This window comes from Streptomyces shaanxiensis (genome assembly GCF_039537145.1).
GTDB classification, from domain to species: domain Bacteria; phylum Actinomycetota; class Actinomycetes; order Streptomycetales; family Streptomycetaceae; genus Streptomyces; species Streptomyces shaanxiensis.
The window spans coordinates 1,212,092-1,232,735 of the sequence record NZ_BAAAZY010000010.1; the positions used below are offsets into that span (position 1 = coordinate 1,212,092).

A 20,644-nucleotide genomic window follows, 5' to 3' on the forward strand; every position below is an offset into this window, starting at 1 on the left:
CGGGTCGGTGATCGATCATCGATAAGTGGTCCGGCTCACATGGCGTAGGTGAGGAGTCGCCGACACCATGGGTGCTCAGTCACCGGCAGGCCGAAGGGATCAAGGATGTTCCGCAAGGTGCTGGTCGCCAACCGCGGCGAGATCGCGATTCGCGCGTTCCGCGCAGGCTACGAGCTGGGCGCGCGCACCGTCGCCGTCTTCCCGCACGAGGACCGCAACTCCCTGCATCGGCTGAAGGCCGACGAGGCCTATGAGATCGGCCAGCCGGGTCACCCGGTGCGGGCCTATCTCTCCGTGGAGGAGATCGTCCGCGCGGCCCGCCGCGCGGGAGCAGACGCCGTCTATCCGGGGTACGGATTCCTGTCCGAGAACCCCGAGCTGGCCCGGGCGTGCGAGGAGGCGGGCATCACGTTCGTCGGACCGAGCGCGGACATCCTGGAACTGACCGGGAACAAGGCACGCGCGGTGGCCGCGGCCCGCGCGGCCGACGTGCCGGTCCTGGGGTCCTCGGAGCCGTCCACCGACGTGGACGAGCTCGTCCGTGCCGCCGAGGACATCGGCTTCCCCGTGTTCGTCAAGGCGGTCGCGGGCGGCGGCGGGCGCGGCATGCGCCGTGTCGAGGAGCCCGCCCAGCTGCGGGAGTCCATCGAGGCGGCGTCCCGCGAGGCGGCCTCCGCGTTCGGCGATCCGACGGTCTTCCTGGAGAAGGCGGTGGTGGAGCCCCGCCACATCGAGGTGCAGATCCTCGCCGACGGGCAGGGCAACGTCATCCACCTTTTCGAGCGGGACTGTTCGGTGCAGCGCCGCCACCAGAAGGTGATCGAGCTGGCGCCCGCGCCGAACCTCGACCCGGAGCTGCGCGACCGGATCTGCGCCGACGCCGTGCGGTTCGCCCGGCAGATCGGCTACCGCAACGCCGGCACCGTGGAGTTCCTGCTCGACCGCGAGGGCAACCACGTCTTCATCGAGATGAACCCGCGCATCCAGGTCGAGCACACGGTGACCGAAGAGGTCACCGACGTCGATCTGGTGCAGTCACAGCTGCGCATCGCCGCCGGCGAGACCCTCGCCGACCTCGGCCTCGCCCAGGAGACCGTCACGCTGCGCGGCGCCGCGCTGCAGTGCCGTATCACCACCGAGGACCCGGCCAACGGCTTCCGCCCGGACACCGGCCGCATCAGCGCCTACCGCTCGCCCGGTGGCTCGGGCATCCGCCTCGACGGCGGAACCACCCACGCCGGTACGGAGATCAGCGCGCACTTCGACTCCATGCTGGTGAAACTCACCTGCCGGGGCCGGGACTTCACCGCCGCCGTGGGCCGTGCCCGGCGTGCCGTGGCCGAGTTCCGCATCCGCGGCGTGGCCACCAACATCCCCTTCCTGCAGGCGGTGCTGGACGACGCCGACTTCCAGGCCGGCCGGGTCACCACGTCGTTCATCGAGCAGCGCCCGCACCTGCTCACCGCCCGCCACTCAGCCGACCGCGGCACGAAGCTGCTCACCTTCCTGGCCGACGTCACCGTGAACAAGCCGCACGGCGAACGGCCCGACCTGCTCGAACCGCTGACCAAGCTGCCCGCGCTGCCCGCCGGTGAGCCGCCCGCCGGGTCCCGGCAGCGGCTCGCCGAGCTCGGCCCCGAGGGCTTCGCGAGCTGGCTGCGCGCGTCGCCGACCATCGGCGTCACCGACACCACGTTCCGCGACGCCCACCAGTCGCTGCTCGCCACGCGCGTACGCACCAAGGACATGCTCGCCATCGCCCCGGTGGTGGCCCGCACCCTGCCCCAGCTGCTGTCGCTGGAGTGCTGGGGCGGCGCGACCTACGACGTCGCCCTGCGCTTCCTCGCCGAGGACCCGTGGGAGCGCCTGGCGGCCCTGCGGGAGGCCGCGCCGAACATCTGCCTGCAGATGCTGCTGCGCGGCCGCAACACCGTGGGCTACACGCCGTATCCCACCGAGGTGACCGACGCCTTCGTGCAGGAGGCGGCGGCCACCGGCATCGACATCTTCCGCATCTTCGACGCCCTCAACGACGTCGACCAGATGCGGCCCGCCATCCAGGCCGTACGGGAGACGGGAACGGCCGTCGCCGAGGTGGCCCTGTGCTACACCTCCGACCTGTCCGACCCGTCGGAGCGCCTGTACACCCTGGACTACTACCTGCGGCTCGCCGAGCAGATCGTGGACGCGGGCGCCCATGTGCTGGCCGTCAAGGACATGGCGGGCCTGCTGAGGGCACCGGCCGCGGCGAAGCTGGTGTCGGCCCTGCGCCGGGAGTTCGACCTGCCGGTCCACATCCACACCCACGACACCGCGGGCGGCCAGCTCGCCACCTACCTCGCCGCGATCCAGGCCGGCGCGGACGCGGTGGACGGCGCGGTGGCGTCCATGGCCGGTACGACCTCGCAGCCCTCCCTGTCGGCGATCGTGGCCGCGACCGACCACTCCGAGCGGCCCACCGGCCTCGACCTCCAGGCCGTCGGCGACCTGGAGCCGTACTGGGAGAGCGTCCGCAAGGTCTACGCCCCCTTCGAGGCGGGTCTGGCCTCGCCGACCGGACGCGTCTACCACCACGAGATCCCCGGCGGGCAGCTCTCCAACCTGCGCACCCAGGCGGTCGCGTTGGGCCTGGGCGACCGCTTCGAGGAGATCGAGGCGATGTACGCCGCCGCCGACCGGATGCTCGGCCGCCTGGTGAAGGTCACCCCCTCGTCGAAGGTGGTCGGCGACCTGGCGCTGCACCTGGTGGGCGCCGGCGTGGCCCCGGCGGACTTCGAGACGGACCCCGACAGGTTCGACATCCCCGACTCCGTCATCGGCTTCCTGCGCGGCGAGCTGGGCACCCCGCCCGGCGGCTGGCCCGAGCCGTTCCGCAGCAAGGCGCTGCAGGGCCGGGCCGAGGCCAAGCCGGTGCAGGAGCTGAGCGCGGACGACCGCGAGGGGCTGGCGAAGGACCGGCGGGCGACACTCAACCGGCTGCTGTTCCCGGGACCGACGCGCGAGTTCGACACGCACCGTGACACCTACGGCGACACCAGCGTGCTGGACAGCAAGGACTTCTTCTACGGGTTGCGCCCGGGCAAGGAGTACTCCGTCGACCTCGAGCGCGGTGTGCGGCTGCTGATCGAGTTGCAGGCCGTCGGCGACGCGGACGAGCGCGGCATGCGCACCGTGATGTCCACCCTGAACGGCCAGTTGCGGCCGATCCAGGTCCGCGACCGGGCGGCGGCCTCGGACGTCCCGGTGACGGAGAAGGCCGACCGGGCCAACCCCGGTCACGTCGCGGCGCCGTTCGCCGGCGTGGTCACCCTGACCGTCGCCGAGGGGGACGAGGTGGCGGCCGGTGCCACGGTGGCCACCATCGAGGCGATGAAGATGGAAGCGTCCATCACCGCCGCGAAGTCCGGCAGGGTAGCGCGACTGGCCATCAATCCCGTCCAGCAGGTCGAGGGCGGCGATCTCCTGGTCGAACTCGCCTGAGTCGCCTGTCGTTGAACCCCGCGCAGGTGGACAGCTGCGCGGGGCTCCGGCGGGCCTGACCGGTCCACCCTGGGCGGACACTGAGCCTATGACCCGGACTCTCGCGGACCCGCACGCCGTCCCCGCCGAACTTCGTCCCTACCTCCGGGAGGTCGTCCACCGCACCCGCACCGTGTGCGGATCTCACCTGGTGAGCGTCCTCGCGGTCGGCTCAGTCGCCCTCGGCGACTACCGGCACGGGCGCAGCGACACCGACGTGACGGTGGTCGTGGACGCGCCCCTGCCCGGGCGAACGCGGTCCGACCTGGCCGCCGCACTCGCGCACCCCGCACTGCCCTGCCCGGCGGCGGGACTGGAACTGGTGGTCTACGACGAGGCCTTCGCGGCCCGGCCGTCCGGAGACGCCGGATACCTGCTGGACCTCAACACCGGGCCCCTGCTGCCCGACCGGATCAGCCTCGACCCGACGCAATCCCCTGCCTTCTGGTACGTCATCGACCGTTCCGTCGCTCATCAGGCCGGACTGGTGCTGTATGGCAGTCCGGCGCGGGCGGTGATCGCCGAGCCCGCCCGCGCCGACCTGCTCACGGCGATCCGCGCCTCGGTCCGTGAGCACAGCGGCGGCGAGGGGCACCTCGCGGACAATCGGGTCCTCAACGGCTGCCGCTCGGTGCACTTCTGCCGTACGGGCCGCTGGCAGGCCAAGCGCCGGGCGGCGGAGGCGGTCGCCGCGTCCGAGGAACGCTTCCGGCCGCTCCTGAAAGCCGCACTGCGCAGCTACGAACGCCCACGCACCGAGGCGACCGCACTGCCCACCGCCGAGGTACGGGCCTTCTTGGTGTGGGTGGCCGAACGGGTCGACGAGACGGCCGCCACGGATCGGGCAGGGTGACGCCACGCTGTTGGTGACCCGGCTCACCCGCGTCCGGCCCGCGTCCGCGGGCGACCATGATGCTCCTCGGGCCGATTAGGCCGCCAACCGCCGGGAACGGACTTGGATACTGTGAAGTGGGCGTCCCTGGGGTGAGGTGAGCCTTCTTGGTGGTTCATGGTGCGCTTCGTGGCCGGGATGGTGCAGGTGCGGTCGAGGTCGCGCGGCTCGGTGGTCTGTGGCGGGTCACGCGCCCCTGGCATCCGGGGCTCAAGCCCTTCCTGCGCAGTTATGTCGGCTACTGGGAAGCCGTGACCACGCCGTATGAGGCGCGGTTGGTGCCGACCGGGTGCGCGACCCTGTTGATCAGCCTTGCGGAGCCGTTCTCCCAGGTCCGGCGGTTGGGCGTACCGGGCGGCGGCAGCGGGAGGATCGGGTCGTTGGTGGTGGGGCTGGAGGACCGGCCCGCGATCTGTGTGCATCCCGGCGGCCAGGAGGCGATCCGGGTCGAGTTCACGCCGCTGGGCGCCTACCGGCTGTTCGGCATGCCGATGAGCGAGTTGACGAACCTGGCCATCGAGATCCGGGACGTTCTGGGGCCCGAGGCCGGAACGCTGGTGGAGCGGCTGGCGTCCACCCGGGACTGGGCGGCGAGGTTCGACCTGCTGGACGCGGCGTTGCTCGACCGGCTCGGGTACGGCCCGGAGCCCGCGCCCGAGGTCGGCTACGCCTGGCACCTGCTCTCCGGCAGCGCGGGGGCGATCCCGATCGCCCGTATCGCCGCCGAAGTGGGGTGGAGCCAGGGGTACTTGATCCGGCGGTTCACCCAGCAGATCGGGCTGACGCCCAAGGCGTCCGCGCGGGTGCTGCGCTTCCGTCACGCCGTGGCGCTGCTCAGTCGCGGGGCCTCGAGCCTGACCGACATCTCGGAGGCCTGCGGCTTCTACGACCAGTCGCACCTCAACCGCGAGTTCCGGGCCATCGCCGGCACCACACCCGGACAGATGGTCGCCTCTCGCCGGGTCGAAGGAGCAATGGCTCTCTCGGCGAGTGCAAATTCGTCCAAGACCGAACCGTCCGCCGGACGGTAGCGTCCCCGCCGTACAACCGATGGCCGGTCGGGCGGCGCGGGGGACCGTCCGGCCGGCCGGCGTCCAGCGCGTCCCGGTCGGCTGCCGGGCTCGCGGAGTTGAGGCCCGGCATTCGGTGCCGAGCAGGTGCACGGCGTCCTCCCGCTGCCTGTCGCAGCCTTTGCAAAGACGGGCGTTCCCCGAGTGTCTGCTGGCCCCGGGCACCGCCCGAGAGGACCGGTACGGCTTGCTCATGTCTTGGTAACTGGACGGTGAGCGGCCGATGATGGGGCCATGACCGCGGCCTCACGTGCCATGACGCAACTGGCGAGCCGGCCGTGGCCGGACGCGGACGGGTCGACCACCCGCTTCACGTGCTGGTGCCAAGAACTCCAGCAGTGAACTTCGCCAACCGTGCGCGCAGTTCCTCGCGGGGCACCCCCTTCTCCCCGGCCAGGTACTCGACGAGATCCGCCCGGGTGGCGGCGAGCAGTGCGTGGGCGGCGAAGTCGCTGTCGGTCGCGCCTGGGGTGCGGTCCAGGAGGTCCCGAAGCAGGGCGTGCCAGCGCTCGTAGTGCTCCGTCCGGTAAGGGCTGCCCGAGCCCGTGGTCTCCAGGGCCAGCGCGAGATGACGGTTGTCGAGCTTGAAGCACAGAACGGCGTCGAGCAGCGCCGGAACGCGCTGCAGCGGCGGTGTGGCGGGGCCCAGCGGCTCGGGCCCCTCTTCGACGGCTTTCCTCAGGGGCTCGAGTCGGGCGGCGCAGAGCGCCCGGATCAGGCCGGTGCGGTCGCCGAAGGCGCGGAAGAGGGTTCCTTTGCCGACGCCGGCACCCGCCGCGATGTCGGCCATCGTGACCTCCTCGGGGCTCCGGCATGCGGCGAAAAGGGCGTCGGCCGCCTCGAACACGGCTGCACGGTTGCGGACCGCGTCCTTGCGGGGCTTGCGTTCGGGCATGGGGCTCCTCCGGTTGCGATGCGGACCGGCGGTCCGTATTCTTCCCAGAAGAAGCGGACCGCTGGTCCGTATCGTACGGGACGGAGAGACTCATGCCCGCGACCACCTCACCGGCGGATCTGTACCGCCACAGCCTGCGGTTGCTGCTGGACAAGGACATTCCCGCCTGGGTCGGCCTCTGGGCCGACGACGGCGTCATGGAGTTCCCCTTCGCGCCGCCAGCATGGCCCGAGCGGTTGGAGGGCCGGGACGCCATCGCCGCCTATATGCGCGACTACCCCGACCACATCGACCTGCAAGACTTCCCCGACCTGCGGATCCACCGGACGACCGAGCCCGGGACCATCGTGGTCGAGATGCGCGGTGTGGGCCGTATGGTCGAGACAGGGGGACCCTTCGAGATGACGTACATTGCCGTCGTGACCGTCCAGGACGGGCGCTTCACCTCCTACCGCGACTACTGGAATCCCCTCGCCGTCCACGAACCCGGCGTGAACTTCATCGCGAGCAACGCCCGATGACCCTCACCGGCACCACACTGGTCATCGGCGCCTCCGGCACCACGGGCAGCCGCACCGCCCGACAGCTGATCGCCGCCGGACACCCGGTCAAGGCCGCCGGCCGGCGAGCCACTCAGCTACCGGGCGCGGAACCGGTGCGCTTCGACTGGTACGACTCCGCCACCTTCAGCGACGCCCTCGCCGATGTCGACCGTCTGTACCTCGTTCCCCCTGTGGGTGATCCGGATCCGGCTGCGGTCATGGTGCCCTTCCTCCGGCAGGCCCGTGCCGCCGGAGTGGAGCGCGCGGTACTGCTCAGCTCCTCGGCAATACCCGAGGGCGGCCCGGCGGTCGGGGCGGTGCACCAGATCCTGCCGGGCCTGTTCGATCAGTGGGCGGTGCTGCGGCCCTCGTGGTTCATGCAGAACTTCACCGGCACGCACACCCACGCCGACAGCATTCGCGAGCACGGCGTCATCAGGACCGCCGCCGGGTCCGGACGGGTCGGATTCGTCGACGCCGACGACATCGCCGCCGTCGCCGTGCATGCCCTGACCGACGGCCGTGCCCCCAACGCGGACCTGGTCCTGACCGGTCCCGAGCCCCTCGGCCACGACGACATCGCCGCGATTCTCACACAGGTCACCGGCCGTCCTGTGACCCACCATCGGCTGACCTACGACGCCATGCGCGACCGGCTCGCCGCAGTGATACCGCTGGAGTTCGCCACCATGCTGGCCGACATGGACCGCGCCATCGCCGAGGGGGCCGAAGACCGCACGACCGATACCGTCCGACGCGTGACCGGCCGCCCGCCCAACGGCTTCCGGGCGGTCGCGGAACGGGAGTTGTCCCCTCGGGCGGCCCCCGCGACGAGCCCGACGCGGTAGGCGAGGGCCGCGGTCGGTCCCACGTCAGTCCAGCACCGCGGTGGCCTCCACCTCGACCAGATGCTCCGGTACGTCCAGTGCCGCGACGCCGATCAGCGTGGCGGGCGGTGCCGACGTGACTCCCAGACGCTTGCCCGCGCGGGCGATGCCGTCCATGAGCAGGGGCATCTTGTCGGGGGTCCAGTCGACGACGTAGACGGTCAGCTTCGCCACGTCGCCCAAGGAGGCGCCGACACCGGCCAGGGCGGTGGCGACGTTGACGTAGCACTGCTCGACCTGGGCGGCGAGGTCGCCCTCGCCGACCGTGACGCCGTCGGCGTCCCAGGCGACCTGCCCGGCCAGGAAGACGAGCCTCGAACCGGACGCGACCGACACCTGTCGGTAGGCGTCGATCTCCGGCAGTCCAGTGGGGTTCACCAGAGTGATGGCCATGCGGGCCGCCTCCTTGTCTCGGACCAGGACGCTCTCCTGGTCACTTGTGGTTACTCGGAAACCGTAGGAGAGTGTGCGCTGACGTGGAAGAACGCACTTTTCGGTGACTGGGGAACCAGATGGGAACCAAGCAGCTCAAGGGCTCGGTGGACGAAGCGGACGTGACGCGCGCGGACTCCTTGGCGCGGGAGATCTTCTCGGACATCGCCAACAAGTGGGCGCTGCTGATCATCGAGTGCATCGCCGACCGCACGCTGCGCTTCAGCGAGCTGCGGGACGGGATCGAGGGCATCAGCCACAAGATGCTCACCCAGAACCTGCGCATGCTGGAGCGCAACGGCCTCGTCGACCGCACGGTGTACCCCACGGTCCCGGCCAAGGTCGAGTACACCCTCACCGAGCCGGGCCGGGCGCTGCGGGTGACGATCGACGGCATGTGCGACTGGACCCACGCATACCTGGGCCACATCGAGGAGTCGCGGCGCCGCTTCGGGAGCTGACGCGTCAGCCGGAGGGGCCGGTGTGCGGCCTTGTGCGGACCGGATGTGAGAACCGCGCATGATCACCTCATCGAGGTAGCGGTCAAACGATTCGCCAGGTGAACGGCCCGACAGTCGGTCAACCGTGCCGGGCGACGCGGCGATCCTGGTTCCGGTATCCAACTGACCGGTGGACAACTGCCTGTTCAGGCATGTCGTCCTCCCCAGCCCAAGGAGTTCCCCTTGCGTGTTCGTCGTATGGTGACCGGCGCCCTCGGTTCCGCCGCCCTCGTGCTCACGTCCTTCGGCGCCCTGACCGCACAGGCCACCCCCGCGGCGGCCGACCCGTGCGGCTTCTACGAGACCGGTTCCGACGCCTACTACAACCACTGCACGTCCGACGGCTCAAGGGTGGTCATCAAGGTGGAGGTCGCCCTGGCGCCGGACTACGAGCGGTGCGTCGCGCCCGGCAAGACCTGGCTGGGCTCTGCGAGCAAGATCCAGGGTGCCTACTACGTCGGCCGCACCTGCTGACAACCAGTCACCCCAGGGGCCGGCGGACCCGTCCTTCCGCTTGTCGTGTGGCCTCGGCCGGTCGTGTGACCGCCGAGGCCACACTGCGTCCGGTCCCTACGACGTCGTGGTCAGCGCGGGCGGCGGACCTCTCCTGTGCCCAGGGTGATCACGGCCCGGGGCCGCATGGGCTCCTCGCCACGTCGGGAGAGCAGGACGATCTCCTCCACCTCCGCCGACAGCGTGCCGAGCCGGACGGCACATTCGGCGGCCAGGTGCTTGGGGTGCTGGGAGCGGCCGAGGGAGAGATGCGGCGTGAAGCGGTCGCCGCGCCCGCGGCAGAGCGGGAACCGCAGCTGCAGCTCCCGGTGGAGACGGGCCCATGGCGCCGGGTCCGCCGCGGCCGGATCGAGCCACACCGTCGCGTAGTGCCGGTGCCGGAAGTACCGCACGCCGGTCAGGCGGGCCGTGAAGGCCGTGCTCTGTGCCGCCCCCGCGGAGAGCAGCGGCACGGCCCGCGCGAACTGCTCCTCCGGCACGAAGCCGAACAGCAGATTCACATGCGGCGGCCAGCGTCGTATCTGCGGATCGTGCTCCCGGCGGATGTCCTGGATGGCCGGCCAGAGCCGGCGCGGAGGCAGCCACGCCACCGCCGTCCGGGCCGTCGGCGCGACCTCGAGCGTGTCCAGCGGCTCGGCCCCGCCGAAGACCGGGTGTCCGTCCACAGGGCCATCGTCCCAAATCGGTCGGCTGACAGGCGGGCGGCGGTCCGCTCAGGGGTGAGCGGGGTCATCCGATCGTCTGCGCGGCCTCGGCCCCCGGCTGCGGCCGGGTCCGGGCGGTGCCGGCCAGGCCGAGTCGGGTGAGGAACCGCTCCAGGGTGAACGTCGCCATGCCCAGGGAAACGGCGTTGCCGGGGACCTCGGACACGCCGACGGTGAGACCGGGGAGGGAGCCCGGCAGCACATGGTGGGGGAGTTCGTCCCGTACGGCGGGGACGAGCCACTCGGCCAGGGCCGTGGGCAGCCAGCCGGTGAGGGTCACCTTCGGGACGTTGAGCAGGTTGACGAGGTCGCCGAGGGCCGCGGCGAGACAGCGGCCCGTACGCCGGACGAGCTCGCGCAGCACCGGGTCCCCGGCGGCCAGGCCGACGGCGACGGCCTCGACGAAGTCCCGCTGCCCAAGCCGGCCCAGCGCGGGATGGGACGGGTCGATCTCGGCCAGCGTCGTCTCCAGGCCAGGGGCGCCGACATACGCCTCCACGCAGCCGCGCCGACCGCACCGGCACGGGCGGCCGTCCAGTACCAGCAGGGTGTGTCCCCACTCGCCGGCGTTGTTGGTCATGCCCCGGATCAGGGTGCCCTCGAGGGCGATGCCCGCCCCTGCCCCGGTGCCGATATTGACCACGGCCATGCTGTCGACGACCCGTCCGACGCCGAACCACATCTCGGACAGGATCGCCGCCTTGAGCGGATTGTCGACGTACACCGGCAACCGCAGCCGTTCGGCCAGCAGTTCCTCGATGTGGACGTCGTGCCAGTCCCAGTTGGGCGCGAAGACGGAGACTCCGGAGTCGTGCTGGACGTGGCCCGGCATGCTGACCCCGACGCCCACGATCCCCTCCCGCCCGGTGCCGCTCGCCTTGAGGGCCGCCTCGATCGCGCCGACGATGCCGTCGACGACGTACACCTGGTCGTTCTGGTCCTCGTCGAGGGCGGCCTCGTGGCGGCCCAGGACGTCGAGCGCGAGGTCGTACACCGTGGCGTCGACGTAGGTCTCGGCGACGTCGACGCCGACGATGCGGCCGCGGTCCGGGTTGATCGTGAGCCGTTCGTAGGGCCGCCCCACCGCGTTGCGCTCCACGGCGGCGATGCGCAGCACGCCCTCCGCCAGGAACTCGCCGGCCAGCGTCGTCACGGTGGCCAGGCTGAGCCCCGTGTGCCGGGCGAGTTCCTGGCGGGAGGAGGGCCCGAGGTCGAACAGCGCGTGCAGCACCTCGAAGCGGTTCTCGCTGCGAACGTCACGGACCGTGTGCCGGGCCACCGGTTTCCCCCTCAGTCGGTCGGTACCCCCAGCCACAGCGTACGGATCTCCGGAGTGTCCCGCCCCTCAATACCCTGCACGAACAGGGTGAGGCCCGGCCATCCCGGCGGCACCCAGAGCGCGTCGGGGTCCCCGCCCGAGAAGTCGGGCCGGTCGCCCGCCCAGACGCGTCCCACGCACTCGCCGCCGGCCCATCCGGTCACCCGGACCTGCGTCGCGTCCAGCCGGACCAGATATCCCTCCGGGGACGCCGGCAGGTCGACGTCGAGCCACGCCTCCTCTCCCGGTTTCAGCGCCAGCGGGAGCCGCACCTCCTCCGTGCGGCCCGGCCGGCCGGCGAAGGCGGTGAGCAGCTCGTCGTCCTGCGCGGCGCACGACCAGTCCCGTACGGCGTCCAGCGTGAGCAGTTCGGCGCGCAGGCCGGGACCGCTCGGATGGTGCGGCACCGTGATCGAGACCTGGTGGGTTCCGGCGGGCAGCAGCACCCAGGGGTTCTCGGTGTGGACGGTCACCGGTTCGCCGTCGTCGACGCTCACCCGCAGCGGTTCGACGACGCCGCGCAGGTGCAGCGCCGACGGGGCGGGGGAGTGGACGGTACGGGTGTAGGTGACCGGAACCGCCACGCGCGTGCTGCTCCAGCCGCCGAGCACCCGGATGGGAGCGGGGGCGCCCGCCCAGTGGCCGTGGACCGTCCACAGCGCCGAGACGTCGGTGGTGTCCCGGACCTTCCACAGGGTGCCCAGGCCGCGCAGCGCGCCCAGGCGGAGCGCGGGCAGGCGGGAGTCGTCGAAGTTGGCGTGGCCCCAGATCTCCACCACGCCCTCGATCGCGGCGTTCCCCGTCACCTCCCGTACGTCGATGCGCCGCGTCGCGCCGAACCCGGCGATCGGCGGGTGCGTCCGGCCCGCGACGGACAGGTCGACGATGTCCGCCGCGTCGGTGAGCAGCAGCTCGTCCACGCCCGTCAGATCCGTGGTGGTCCGGTAGGCACCGCGTCCCCGGTACACCCCGAGCGACTCCAGGGTCGGCGGCAGGTCGTGCCGGCCCGCGGGCTGCTCGGGCGGGGTGTCGGTCCGTCGCCGTGCCTCGAGGACGGCGGTCGGTGCGGGCTTGGCGGGGCGGTGCGGGGCGTCGGCCAGGCGCACCGTGCCGTCGGGGCCTACCGAGCGCAGCCGGGCCGCGTCCGCCGAGGGCAGCACGACGAGCGTCACTCCCGCCACGGTCCTCCGCTCGGACACCGGGATCTCGGTGCGCTGCCCCTCCAGTACGGCGGTGACCGGCACGTCGGCGGAGAACACCAGCACCCCGTCCGCCACCGCCACGAGGTCCGCCGAGGCGAGCGTCAGGGTGGCGTCCATGCCCCAGAGCCGCAGCGGTACGTCCACCGCCATCAGGGGGCACGAACCCGGCGCGACCGCGACCGGCACACCCCGAACGACGGCCGTACCGGGGTCCGTTCCGAAATGCGGTACGGCCACCAGCCGACCGCCCTCGGGAAGGTCCAGCACCCCGGGTGCCGAGCTCGTCGGAAAGCCGCAGGCCACCTCGGTGTCCGGGGCGCCCGGCACGGCGAGCGCCAGTCGGTCGCCCCACACCTCGACGACCCGCGCGAACACCTGCGCCTCGGCGTACTCCGGCCGCTCCACGCCGGTCGACGTGACATAGCCGCCGAAGTCGTAGCCGTGGCTCATGAAGTTGCCGGGGCGACCCCAGTTGCCGCTCGACGGGGTGTACCCGAAGTTCCAGCCGGACGACTGGAGATACGGCGCGATCAGCTTGGCGCCGCTCGCCAGCAGGCGGCGCAGCGTCCGATGGCGACGGTTGGTCTCGGTGACCAGCAGCGGCACCCCGCGGTCGGCGACGAGCCCGGCATAGCGTCGAACCTCGGCCTCGATGTCCGGGGAGTCGTCGTCCGGGTAGAAGTTGCAGGCCGGTACGACACCGTCGGCATCGCCGGTGGCGCCCGCGAGGTCGCCCTGGCCGGAGCAGGCGATCAGCGGGACGGTGATGCCGTGACCGAGGGCCGCCTCGCGCAGGGCGGTCAGATAGCCCGTGCGGTCGGCGCAGTCGAAGAAGTCCAGCTCGTTCTCCAACTGCACCATGATCACCGGCCCGTTCGCCGGATACTGGCGTTCCGCGAGCAGCGGCAGCACCTGGTCGAACCAGGCAATGACCTGTTCCAGATAGCGAGGCTCGTTCTGACGGACCCTCAACTCCGGGTCCAGGCCCAGCCAGGCGGGCAGCGCCCCGCCGTCCCACTCGGAGCAGATGTACGGCCCCGGCCGCGCGATGACGTACAGGCCCTCCTCGTGCGCGAGGTCCAGGAAGGCCGCGACGTCCCGGCGGCCCTCGAAGGACCACCTTCCTGGCGCCAACTCGTGGAAGTTCCACGGGAGATAGACGTCGACGCAGGTGTATCCGGAGGCCCGCACCTGGGCGAGCCGTTCGCGCCACTGCTCGACAGGCAGGCGGAAGTAGAACAGCGAGGCGCACAGCAGCGTGCGCGGGCGGCCGTCGATCCACACGCCCCGGCCGTCGAGGCGGACGGCTTCGATGGTCTCCGTACGGTTCACTTCACTCCCGCGCTTCCGCCGCTGATGTCCATTTCGTACAGGTACTTCTGGCCCAGGTAGTAGACGATGATCATCGGCACCGCGAGCAGGATCGAGCCGACCATCACCAGGTTCCAGGGCGGTGCCTGGCCCGCCTGCGAGGTCGCGGTGATGTACTGCACGCCCAGCGCGAGCGGCATCTTCGACTCGTCGTTGAGGTAGATCAGGGGGCCCATGAAGTCGCCCCAGGTGTGGGTGAGGGTGAAGATGCCGATGGCGATCAGGACCGGCCTGAGCATCGGGAACATGATCCGCCGGTAGATGCCGAAGAAGCCGAGGCCGTCCATCATGGCGGCCTCGTCGAGCTCGCTGGGCAGCCGGGAGACGAACTGCCGTACCAGGAAGACGTTGAAGGCGTTGGAGAAGAAGTTCGGCACGATCAGCGGCAGGAAGGTGTTCACCCAGCCCAGGTCCCGGAAGAGGATGAACTGGGGGATCATCGTGATCTGCGTCGGGATCATCATCGTCGCGATGACCACGAGGAACATCGTGCCCTTGCCGGGCGCCCGCAGCCGGGCGAAGGCGTAGCCGACCAGGCCGCTGGAGAGGACCTGCCCCACCACCGAGAACAGCGAGATCAGCACCGAGTTGAGCAGGAAGGTGCCCACCGGCAGCTCGGTGCCGAACACCCGGGAGAAGTTGTCCCAGTGGAACTCGCGCGGGATGACCGTGTACGAGCCGGCGTTCACGGTGGCGTCGCTCGACAGGGCGATCGAGCCGACGAAGACCAGCGGGGTGGTCAGGATCGCCGCGACGATCAGCAGGGTGCCGTAGGTGAACGGGGTCGCGCGGAACGCCCGTACGGCAGGGGCCTCTTGGCGTTTCTCGCTCAGGGGGGTCGCCAGGGTCGCCATCACTTCACCTCGGTCTCGTAGAACACCCAGCGCCGGGTGGTGCGGAAGGCGATCACCGTGAACACCAGGATCACCAGGAACAGCAGCCAGGAGATCGCCGAGGCGTAGCCCATGTGGTAGTAGCTGAATGCCTGGTCGAACAGGAACGGCACCATGGTCTGGGCCGCGTCGTAGCCCGCGGGGTTCTTGGCCTTCGAGACGAGGATGTAGACCTGCGAGAACACCTGGAACGCGCCGATCAGGCCCATGATCAGGTTGAAGAAGATGATGGGCGTCAGATGCGGCAGCGTGATGCTCCAGAACTGCCGTATCGCACTCGCGCCGTCCACCTCGGCCGCCTCGTACAGCTCACGCGGGATGCCCTTCATCGCGGCGAGCAGCAGCACGGTCGCGGCACCCGCGCCCCACGTCGACATCAGGATCAGGGCGGGCTTGACCCAGGGGCCGTCGAACAGCCAGTTGGGGCCGGAGATGCCGAACAGGCCGAGGAAGTCGTTGAGCGGGCCGTTCGGCGCGAGCACCATCCGGAAGATCATCGCGGTGGCGACCAGCGGGATCAGCGTCGGCAGGTAGATCAGGGTGCGCAGCAGCTTGCGGGCGCGGACCTGCTTGTTGAGCAGGTTCGCCAGCCACAGGCCGAGGACCAGGCCGAGCGGGACCGAGATCGCCGCGTAGAAGAGGGTGTTCCACAGGGCTTTCCAGAACACCGGGTCGTCCGTGAGGAGCGTGACGTAGTTCTGGAAGCCGACCCACTGGGGCGGGGTGAAGGAGTCCCAGTCGGTCAGGGAGTAGTAGATCGACGCGATCATCGGCCCGAGCAGGAAGACCAGGAAGCCGATCACCCACGGCGAGACGAACAGGTAGAAGGAGAGTGCCTCACGGCGCCGCCGCTTGGAGAGCTTCGGCTTCTTCGGTGAGGTGGGGCTCTTGGTGGCCGCCGGGGCTTCAGGCGGCGGGGTCGGTGCGGTCGTGGTTGCCATCGCCGGTCATGCCCCGGACTTGATGAGTGCCTCAAGGTCCTTCTGCACGGCGGTCAGTGCCTTCTTGGCGCTGCGCTCCTTGCCGAGCCAGAAGTCGGCTAGGCCGTTCGAGATGGTGTCGATCATCTCGTTCCACTCGGGGATGAACGGCGCCCGGAAGACGAACTCGCTCGACTCGGCGAACACACCCATGTCGACGTCCGTCTTCATCCACGACGGCTTGAGGAACGCCTGGCTCTTCTGCACCTCCAGATTGGCCGGCACGTCCTGGCCGGAGGAGATGATTTGCTGCTGTGCCTCGGGGGAGGTGAGGAAGTCGATCGCCTTGAAGGCGTTGTCGCGCTGCTTGGAGGTGCGGGAGATCGCGAGGCCACTGCCGAACGCCGACACGGCCTGCTTCTCGCCGCGCCACATCGGCGCGATGTCCCAGGCGAACTTCGCGTCCGTCAGACCCGACATGACCCAGAAGCCGTTGGCGTGGGTGGCGACCTTCTGGTTGGGGAAGGCCTGGTCGCCGCCGATGTCGGGACCCATGTCGGCGTAGTCCGCCTTGCTGGGTACGACCTTGTGCTTGAAGACCAGGTCGCCCGCCCACTGGAGCGCCTCGACCACCGCGTCGCTGTCGACGGCGGGCCGGCCGCTCTCGTCGATGATGGTGCCGCCGTTCTGGTAGGCGAGGCTCCACCACTGCGGCCACCACTCGGCACCGCTGTATCCCCACTGCTTGCCGGGGACCGTCAGCTCCTTGAACGCGTCGAGGGCGTCGTCCCAGGTCCAGTCAGCGGTGGGGGCCTTGATGCCCTTCTTGTCGAACAGGTCCTTGTTGTAGAACACGGTCACCGCGCCGGAGCGGTCCGGGATCGCGTACAGCTTGTCCTCGTACGAGTACAGCGAGCCGACCGGGCCGAAGCGCTGCTCGGTGTCGAGTTTCGCCGCCTTGGCGAGGTCGTCGAGGGGCAGCAGCTGGTTCTTGCTGGAGTACGTGTTGACGCTCTCGGCGACCTGCATGATGTCCGGCCCGGAGCCGCCGGCGATCATCGTCTGGACCTTCTGCGGATACGAGTCGTTGGGGATCAGCTGGAGCTTGACCTTGAGGTCCGGGTACTTCTTCACCAGCAGGTCGATGCGGGCCTGGTACGTCTTGCGGTCGGGGTCGCCGCCCCAGACCGTCATCACGAGCGGGCCGGCACTGGAGCCGCCGCTGGAGGTTCCGCAGGCGGTGAGGGTGATGACTCCCGCCGCGGCACCCAGGCCGAGGAAACCTCTGCGGGACATCTGAAGCTTGTCAACTGGCATGGCTGTACCCCTGGTTGAAGTGCGCGAATGCGCAGGGAGCGGCTCTCAGCAGCCGGGACCCGGCTTCGAGTGACGGTTAAACTAACCCTCGTTAAATCGGTGCTACAAGCCCTTGATTCCTACGAGTTTCAACCTGCACGACTCGCACACGACGGAGCGAGCCGCTTGCGGCAGCACAGAGCGGATGGCATCGGTGGCGCGGGTCGGGACCCCTCCCGGAGGTGGGTCCCTACGATCCCGGCATGTTCACAGGACCAGGAGCGATCCGACGGATTCGTCCGTTGCCGGCAGCCGTGGCCGCCGGAGTTCTGCTCACCGGGTGCAGCGGCGATCCGGCACCTGCCGCGCCGTCGAAGTCGCCGGCGACCACCTCTGCCGCAGCCGTCCCGTCCTCGTCCGCACCTGCAACGACATCTCCCCTGACGCAGGACATCCAGGATGCCTACCAGGCCGCGGTGGACGCGCACCCGGGCGCTGACCTGGACAACTGCACGACGGGCACGTCGCTCGACGACAAGGACTGCGGGGCGGCGCTCAGCGCGGCCGCGAAGGTGGCCGCCGACACGGAACGACGGCTGCGGCGCGAAGAACCCGAGTACGCCGACGAGTTGTACAGCGCGGTGTTCCTCACCACCAGCGCCGTCCAGGGCGATCTCGAACGGCTGCGGCACCCGATTCCCTGCTATGGGCTCAGCGACGAACCCCAGCCCCCGCCGCCGCTGCGCGCGGAGGCCGAGAGCATCTGCGCCGAGGCCGCCGACATCTTCAAGGTCGAGTACGGGATCTTCCTCGGCACCGTCGAGCCCTGAGATCAGGGCAGCAAACGTTGCTCCTTCGCGACCGCCACCGCGCCCGCGCGGGTGTCGACGCCGAGCTTGCCGTAGATGCGGCGCAGGTGGGTCTTGACGGTGGCCTCGCTGATGTACAGGGTCCGGGCGATGTCGCGGTTGCCGATGCCCCGGGCGAGTTGGGCGAGGATGTCGCGCTCGCGGTCGGTGAGGGTGGGCCGGGGCCGGCGCAGATTGGCCATGACGCGGCCGGCGACCGGCGCGGACAGGACGGGTCGTCCCTCGGCGGCGGCGTGGATGGCGGCGAAGAGTTCGTCGGGGCGTTCGGCCTTGAGCAGATAGCCGGTGGCGCCCGCCTCGACGGCGCGGGTGATGTCGGCGTCGGTGTCGTACGTGGTCAGGACCAGGACGTGAGGGGACGTGCCGGAAGCGGAGGTGAGGCGACGGGTGGTCTCCACGCCGTCGATGCCCTCGCCCAGTTGCAGATCCATCAGCACCACGTCCGGCGTGAGCTTCGCGGCCAGCGCGAGCGCCTCCTCGCCGGTGCCGGCCTCTGCGACGACCTCGATGTCCGGGGCGCTGTCGAGCAGGGCGAGCAGCCCGGCCCGTACGACGGCGTGGTCGTCGCAGACCAGAATGCGCACGGGAGCGCGGTCGGGGGTCATCGGGGCGCCTCCAGGGGGACGGCGGCGGACAGGACGGTGCCCTCGCCGGGCGTGGAGTCGACGGTCAGGGTCCCGCCGAGCGCGCGCAGCCGGGCCCGCATGGCGGGCAGTCCGTGCCCGCGTTCCGCCCCGGGGGAGTCCGACGGCGCGGCGGGGTCGAAGCCGTGGCCGTCGTCGGAGACGTCCAGGACGACCTCGTCGTCGACAAGGGTGAGGGTGAGGGCGGCGTGGCCGGCGGCCGCGTGCTCGCGGACGTTGGCCAGGGCGCCCTGGGCGATGCGCAGCAGGGCGGACTGGACGCGGTCGGGCAGCCGGGGGAGGCGGCCGTCGTCGTCGATGTGGACCCGTACCGTGAGATCCGCGCCGGACTCGCGCGCGGCCAGGGCGCGCAGTGCCTGGTCGAGGCCGCCGTCGACCAGGTCCGCGGGGGCCAGGTCGTGCACGAAGCGCCGGGTCTCGGCGAGGTTGTGTGCGGCGACGGACGTGGCGGTGCGTACATGGGCGCGGGCCTTGTCCGGTTCGGTGTCCCACACCCGGTCGGCCGCCTGCAGCAGCATCTGCTGGCTGGACAGGCCCTGGGCGAGGGTGTCGTGGATCTCCATGGAGAGGCGCTGGCGTTCGGCGAGGGTGCCCTCGCGGCGTTCCGAGGCGGCGAGTTCGTGGCGGGTGCGGATCAGGTCGTCGATCAGGACACGCTGGCGCGCGGTGTGCCGTTCCATCTGCAGGAAGACGGCGGTGGCGAGGGCGGCGACCGCGGGCGGCGCGAGGACCAGGTTCGGGTCGAAGCGGCCCGCGAGCTCCAGCTGCGCGGCGACCACGAACGCGGTCAGGACCGCGACGAGAACGAGGGCCGCGCGGGCCGGCAGCGTGCGCAGACCGGTGTAGAAGAGGGGCACCGCGCACCAGGCGAAGCTGGGCGCGAGCACGACCAGGACCATCCACACCACGACGACCAGCGCCAGCCAGGCCGAGTGCCGCCGGGTGGGCCGGGCGGGACGGGAGCCCGCGTCGCCGGTCCTGGGCCCCAGCAGATGCAGGACGGCGAGTACGACGCACAGCGCGATGATCCACGGAGTACGCGGTTCGCCGGGATGGCGCAGCACGAATCGGGCGAGCGCCCCGCCGAGCAGCAGGAAGAACGCCGCGTGCATCACGACGCCGAGCCACCGGGTGTCCACGGTGCTCGGTTCGTACGACCGGTTCGCCATCCGGGGCAGCCTCCCTTCTCGCTCTGTCTCGCTCGTAGGCGCTGAACTGGGCAAACACCTCCATTGTGACCCGGTGCGGGGGATGGGCAGGTCAACCGATCGGATGACCCCGGTGTCGTCCGTCGCGCGGCCCCGGGAGAGCCGGAACGTCGACCTCGCGGGCCCCGTTCCGGGCCGAGGGTGGAGAGCGGACGAAGCGGGGCGGCAACCGGGCCGCCCGCCCACCGAAGGAGTCGACCGACCCATGAACCCCGTGCACAAGAAGTTCTCCCGCCGCGCTCGCGTCGCCACCGGCGGTGCCGTGCTCGCCGTCGTCGCCCTGGCGGGCTTCGGCGCGGTGTCCGCGAACGCCTCGGCGCCCGCCGCGAAGCCTGCCGCCACCGCTGCCGCTTCGGCCGGGGCCACCACGACCTCCACCCACCTGACGATCGACGCCGCCACCAAGGCGGCGCAGGCCGCGCTCGACGCCGCCGAGAAGGAGAACCAGCGCGTCACGGTCGCCGTCGTCGACCGCAACGGCAACACGATCGTCACCCTGCGCGGCGACGGCGCCGGTCCGCAGTCCTACGAGTCCGCCGAACGCAAGGCGTTCACCGCCGTCTCCTGGAACGCCCCCACCTCCCAGCTGGTCGAGCGCCTGCAGCAGGCCCCGAACCTGAAGGACATCCCCGGCACCCTCTTCCTCGCGGGCGGCGTCCCCGTCACCGCCGGCAACGCCCCGATCGCCGGCATCGGCGTCGCGGGCGCCCCGTCCGGCGCGCTGGACGAGAAGTTCGCGCAGGCGGGGGCGGACGCGGTGGCTCGCTGACCGTGGGGGTGCGGTCGGGAGGCGGACTCCGCGCCGGCGCCTGACACGCGGCGGCGCCTGCCCGCGTCTGGAGGCAACCCGAGCGTCGGCTGCGGAACCGGCTCAGCGCGGTGCCGGCCGTTGCCGTAGCCGACGCCCCACGGGACGGGAGATCGGCGTGGGGCCTCAGCCGCCCGGGTGGTCGTCCCGGGGGACCGCCA

Annotated in this window: 19 protein-coding genes; 9 read left to right on the top strand and 10 right to left on the bottom strand. The window is 71.0% G+C overall.

Translation table 11 applies throughout. From position 1 onward, the window contains the following. Positions 1–105: 105 nt before the first annotated feature. From ABD932_RS18835 to ABD932_RS18845, 3 genes are all read left to right on the top strand, one after another. Positions 106–3,480: a pyruvate carboxylase gene (locus ABD932_RS18835; RefSeq protein ID WP_345014124.1), complete on the top strand. Its 3,375-nt coding sequence runs from the start codon at positions 106–108 to the stop codon at positions 3,478–3,480. Between the two features lie 88 nt (positions 3,481–3,568). Beyond that, on the top strand, positions 3,569–4,372 hold the full coding sequence (locus tag ABD932_RS18840; protein ID WP_345014126.1) for an aminoglycoside adenylyltransferase domain-containing protein: 804 nt from the start codon (positions 3,569–3,571) through the stop codon (positions 4,370–4,372). A 149-nt stretch (positions 4,373–4,521) separates the two neighbouring features. After that, a complete protein-coding gene (locus ABD932_RS18845) occupies positions 4,522–5,442 on the top strand; it encodes a helix-turn-helix domain-containing protein (RefSeq protein WP_345014471.1) in 921 nt (306 codons plus the stop codon). A gap of 349 nt (positions 5,443–5,791) precedes the next feature. On the opposite strand, the gene ABD932_RS18850 is transcribed toward ABD932_RS18845, so the two are convergent. Further along, positions 5,792–6,376, bottom strand: a complete 585-nt coding sequence (locus ABD932_RS18850) for a TetR/AcrR family transcriptional regulator (RefSeq protein WP_345014128.1) — start codon at positions 6,374–6,376, stop codon at positions 5,792–5,794. Between the two features lie 92 nt (positions 6,377–6,468). On the opposite strand from ABD932_RS18850, the gene ABD932_RS18855 reads away from it, so the two are divergent. Both ABD932_RS18855 and ABD932_RS18860 read left to right on the top strand, forming a co-directional pair. Beyond that, positions 6,469–6,897, top strand: coding sequence for a nuclear transport factor 2 family protein (locus tag ABD932_RS18855; protein ID WP_345014130.1), 429 nt, complete (start codon positions 6,469–6,471; stop codon positions 6,895–6,897). After that, positions 6,894–7,766 carry an NAD(P)H-binding protein gene (locus ABD932_RS18860; protein ID WP_345014133.1) on the top strand — a complete coding sequence of 291 codons (873 nt, stop codon included), beginning with the start codon at positions 6,894–6,896 and terminating at the stop codon, positions 7,764–7,766. Before ABD932_RS18855 ends, ABD932_RS18860 begins: the two co-directional genes overlap by 4 nt. Positions 7,767–7,790: 24 nt before the next feature. Here ABD932_RS18860 and ABD932_RS18865 read toward each other — a convergent pair whose 3' ends face one another. Further along, positions 7,791–8,198, bottom strand: a complete 408-nt coding sequence (locus tag ABD932_RS18865) for a RidA family protein (protein WP_345014135.1) — start codon at positions 8,196–8,198, stop codon at positions 7,791–7,793. Positions 8,199–8,317: 119 nt separating this feature from the next. Between ABD932_RS18865 and ABD932_RS18870 the strand changes: the two genes are divergently transcribed. Both ABD932_RS18870 and ABD932_RS18875 read left to right on the top strand, forming a co-directional pair. After that, positions 8,318–8,698, top strand: a complete 381-nt coding sequence (locus ABD932_RS18870; RefSeq protein WP_250084385.1) for a winged helix-turn-helix transcriptional regulator — start codon at positions 8,318–8,320, stop codon at positions 8,696–8,698. A gap of 237 nt (positions 8,699–8,935) precedes the next feature. Continuing rightward, positions 8,936–9,211, top strand: coding sequence for a DUF6355 family natural product biosynthesis protein (locus ABD932_RS18875; protein ID WP_425587489.1), 276 nt, complete (start codon positions 8,936–8,938; stop codon positions 9,209–9,211). A gap of 110 nt (positions 9,212–9,321) precedes the next feature. Here ABD932_RS18875 and ABD932_RS18880 read toward each other — a convergent pair whose 3' ends face one another. The 6 genes from ABD932_RS18880 to ABD932_RS18905 all read right to left on the bottom strand — a co-directional run bounded on the left by ABD932_RS18880 (position 9,322) and on the right by ABD932_RS18905 (position 16,975). Next, positions 9,322–9,915, bottom strand: a complete 594-nt coding sequence (locus ABD932_RS18880) for a 2'-5' RNA ligase family protein (RefSeq protein WP_345014140.1) — start codon at positions 9,913–9,915, stop codon at positions 9,322–9,324. A gap of 64 nt (positions 9,916–9,979) precedes the next feature. Then, positions 9,980–11,233 (bottom strand): ROK family protein, encoded by a 1,254-nt coding sequence (locus tag ABD932_RS18885; RefSeq protein ID WP_345014142.1) that lies wholly within the window; start codon positions 11,231–11,233, stop codon positions 9,980–9,982. An 11-nt stretch (positions 11,234–11,244) separates the two neighbouring features. Continuing rightward, a complete protein-coding gene (locus tag ABD932_RS18890) occupies positions 11,245–13,806 on the bottom strand; it encodes a beta-galactosidase (protein WP_345014144.1) in 2,562 nt (853 codons plus the stop codon). Continuing rightward, complete coding sequence (locus ABD932_RS18895; RefSeq protein ID WP_345014146.1) at positions 13,803–14,699, bottom strand: carbohydrate ABC transporter permease; 897 nt, start codon at positions 14,697–14,699, stop codon at positions 13,803–13,805. Before ABD932_RS18895 ends, ABD932_RS18890 begins: the two co-directional genes overlap by 4 nt. Continuing rightward, positions 14,699–15,679 carry a carbohydrate ABC transporter permease gene (locus ABD932_RS18900; protein ID WP_345014148.1) on the bottom strand — a complete coding sequence of 327 codons (981 nt, stop codon included), beginning with the start codon at positions 15,677–15,679 and terminating at the stop codon, positions 14,699–14,701. Before ABD932_RS18900 ends, ABD932_RS18895 begins: the two co-directional genes overlap by 1 nt. Before the next feature lie 6 nt (positions 15,680–15,685). Beyond that, positions 15,686–16,975 (bottom strand): ABC transporter substrate-binding protein, encoded by a 1,290-nt coding sequence (locus ABD932_RS18905; protein WP_345014150.1) that lies wholly within the window; start codon positions 16,973–16,975, stop codon positions 15,686–15,688. A 281-nt stretch (positions 16,976–17,256) separates the two neighbouring features. Between ABD932_RS18905 and ABD932_RS18910 the strand changes: the two genes are divergently transcribed. After that, on the top strand, positions 17,257–17,784 hold the full coding sequence (locus ABD932_RS18910) for a hypothetical protein (protein WP_345014151.1): 528 nt from the start codon (positions 17,257–17,259) through the stop codon (positions 17,782–17,784). Positions 17,785–17,786: 2 nt separating this feature from the next. Here the strand turns inward: ABD932_RS18910 and ABD932_RS18915 are convergent, their stop codons facing one another. Continuing rightward, positions 17,787–18,428, bottom strand: coding sequence for a response regulator (locus tag ABD932_RS18915; protein ID WP_345014153.1), 642 nt, complete (start codon positions 18,426–18,428; stop codon positions 17,787–17,789). Next, complete coding sequence (locus tag ABD932_RS18920; RefSeq protein WP_345014155.1) at positions 18,425–19,636, bottom strand: sensor histidine kinase; 1,212 nt, start codon at positions 19,634–19,636, stop codon at positions 18,425–18,427. The genes ABD932_RS18915 and ABD932_RS18920 overlap by 4 nt, the downstream gene beginning before the upstream one ends. Positions 19,637–19,880: 244 nt before the next feature. On the opposite strand from ABD932_RS18920, the gene ABD932_RS18925 reads away from it, so the two are divergent. Then, the gene (locus ABD932_RS18925; RefSeq protein ID WP_345014157.1) at positions 19,881–20,444 is read left to right on the top strand and encodes a GlcG/HbpS family heme-binding protein; all 564 of its coding nucleotides are present in this window, start codon (positions 19,881–19,883) and stop codon (positions 20,442–20,444) included. Positions 20,445–20,644: the final 200 nt, after the last annotated feature.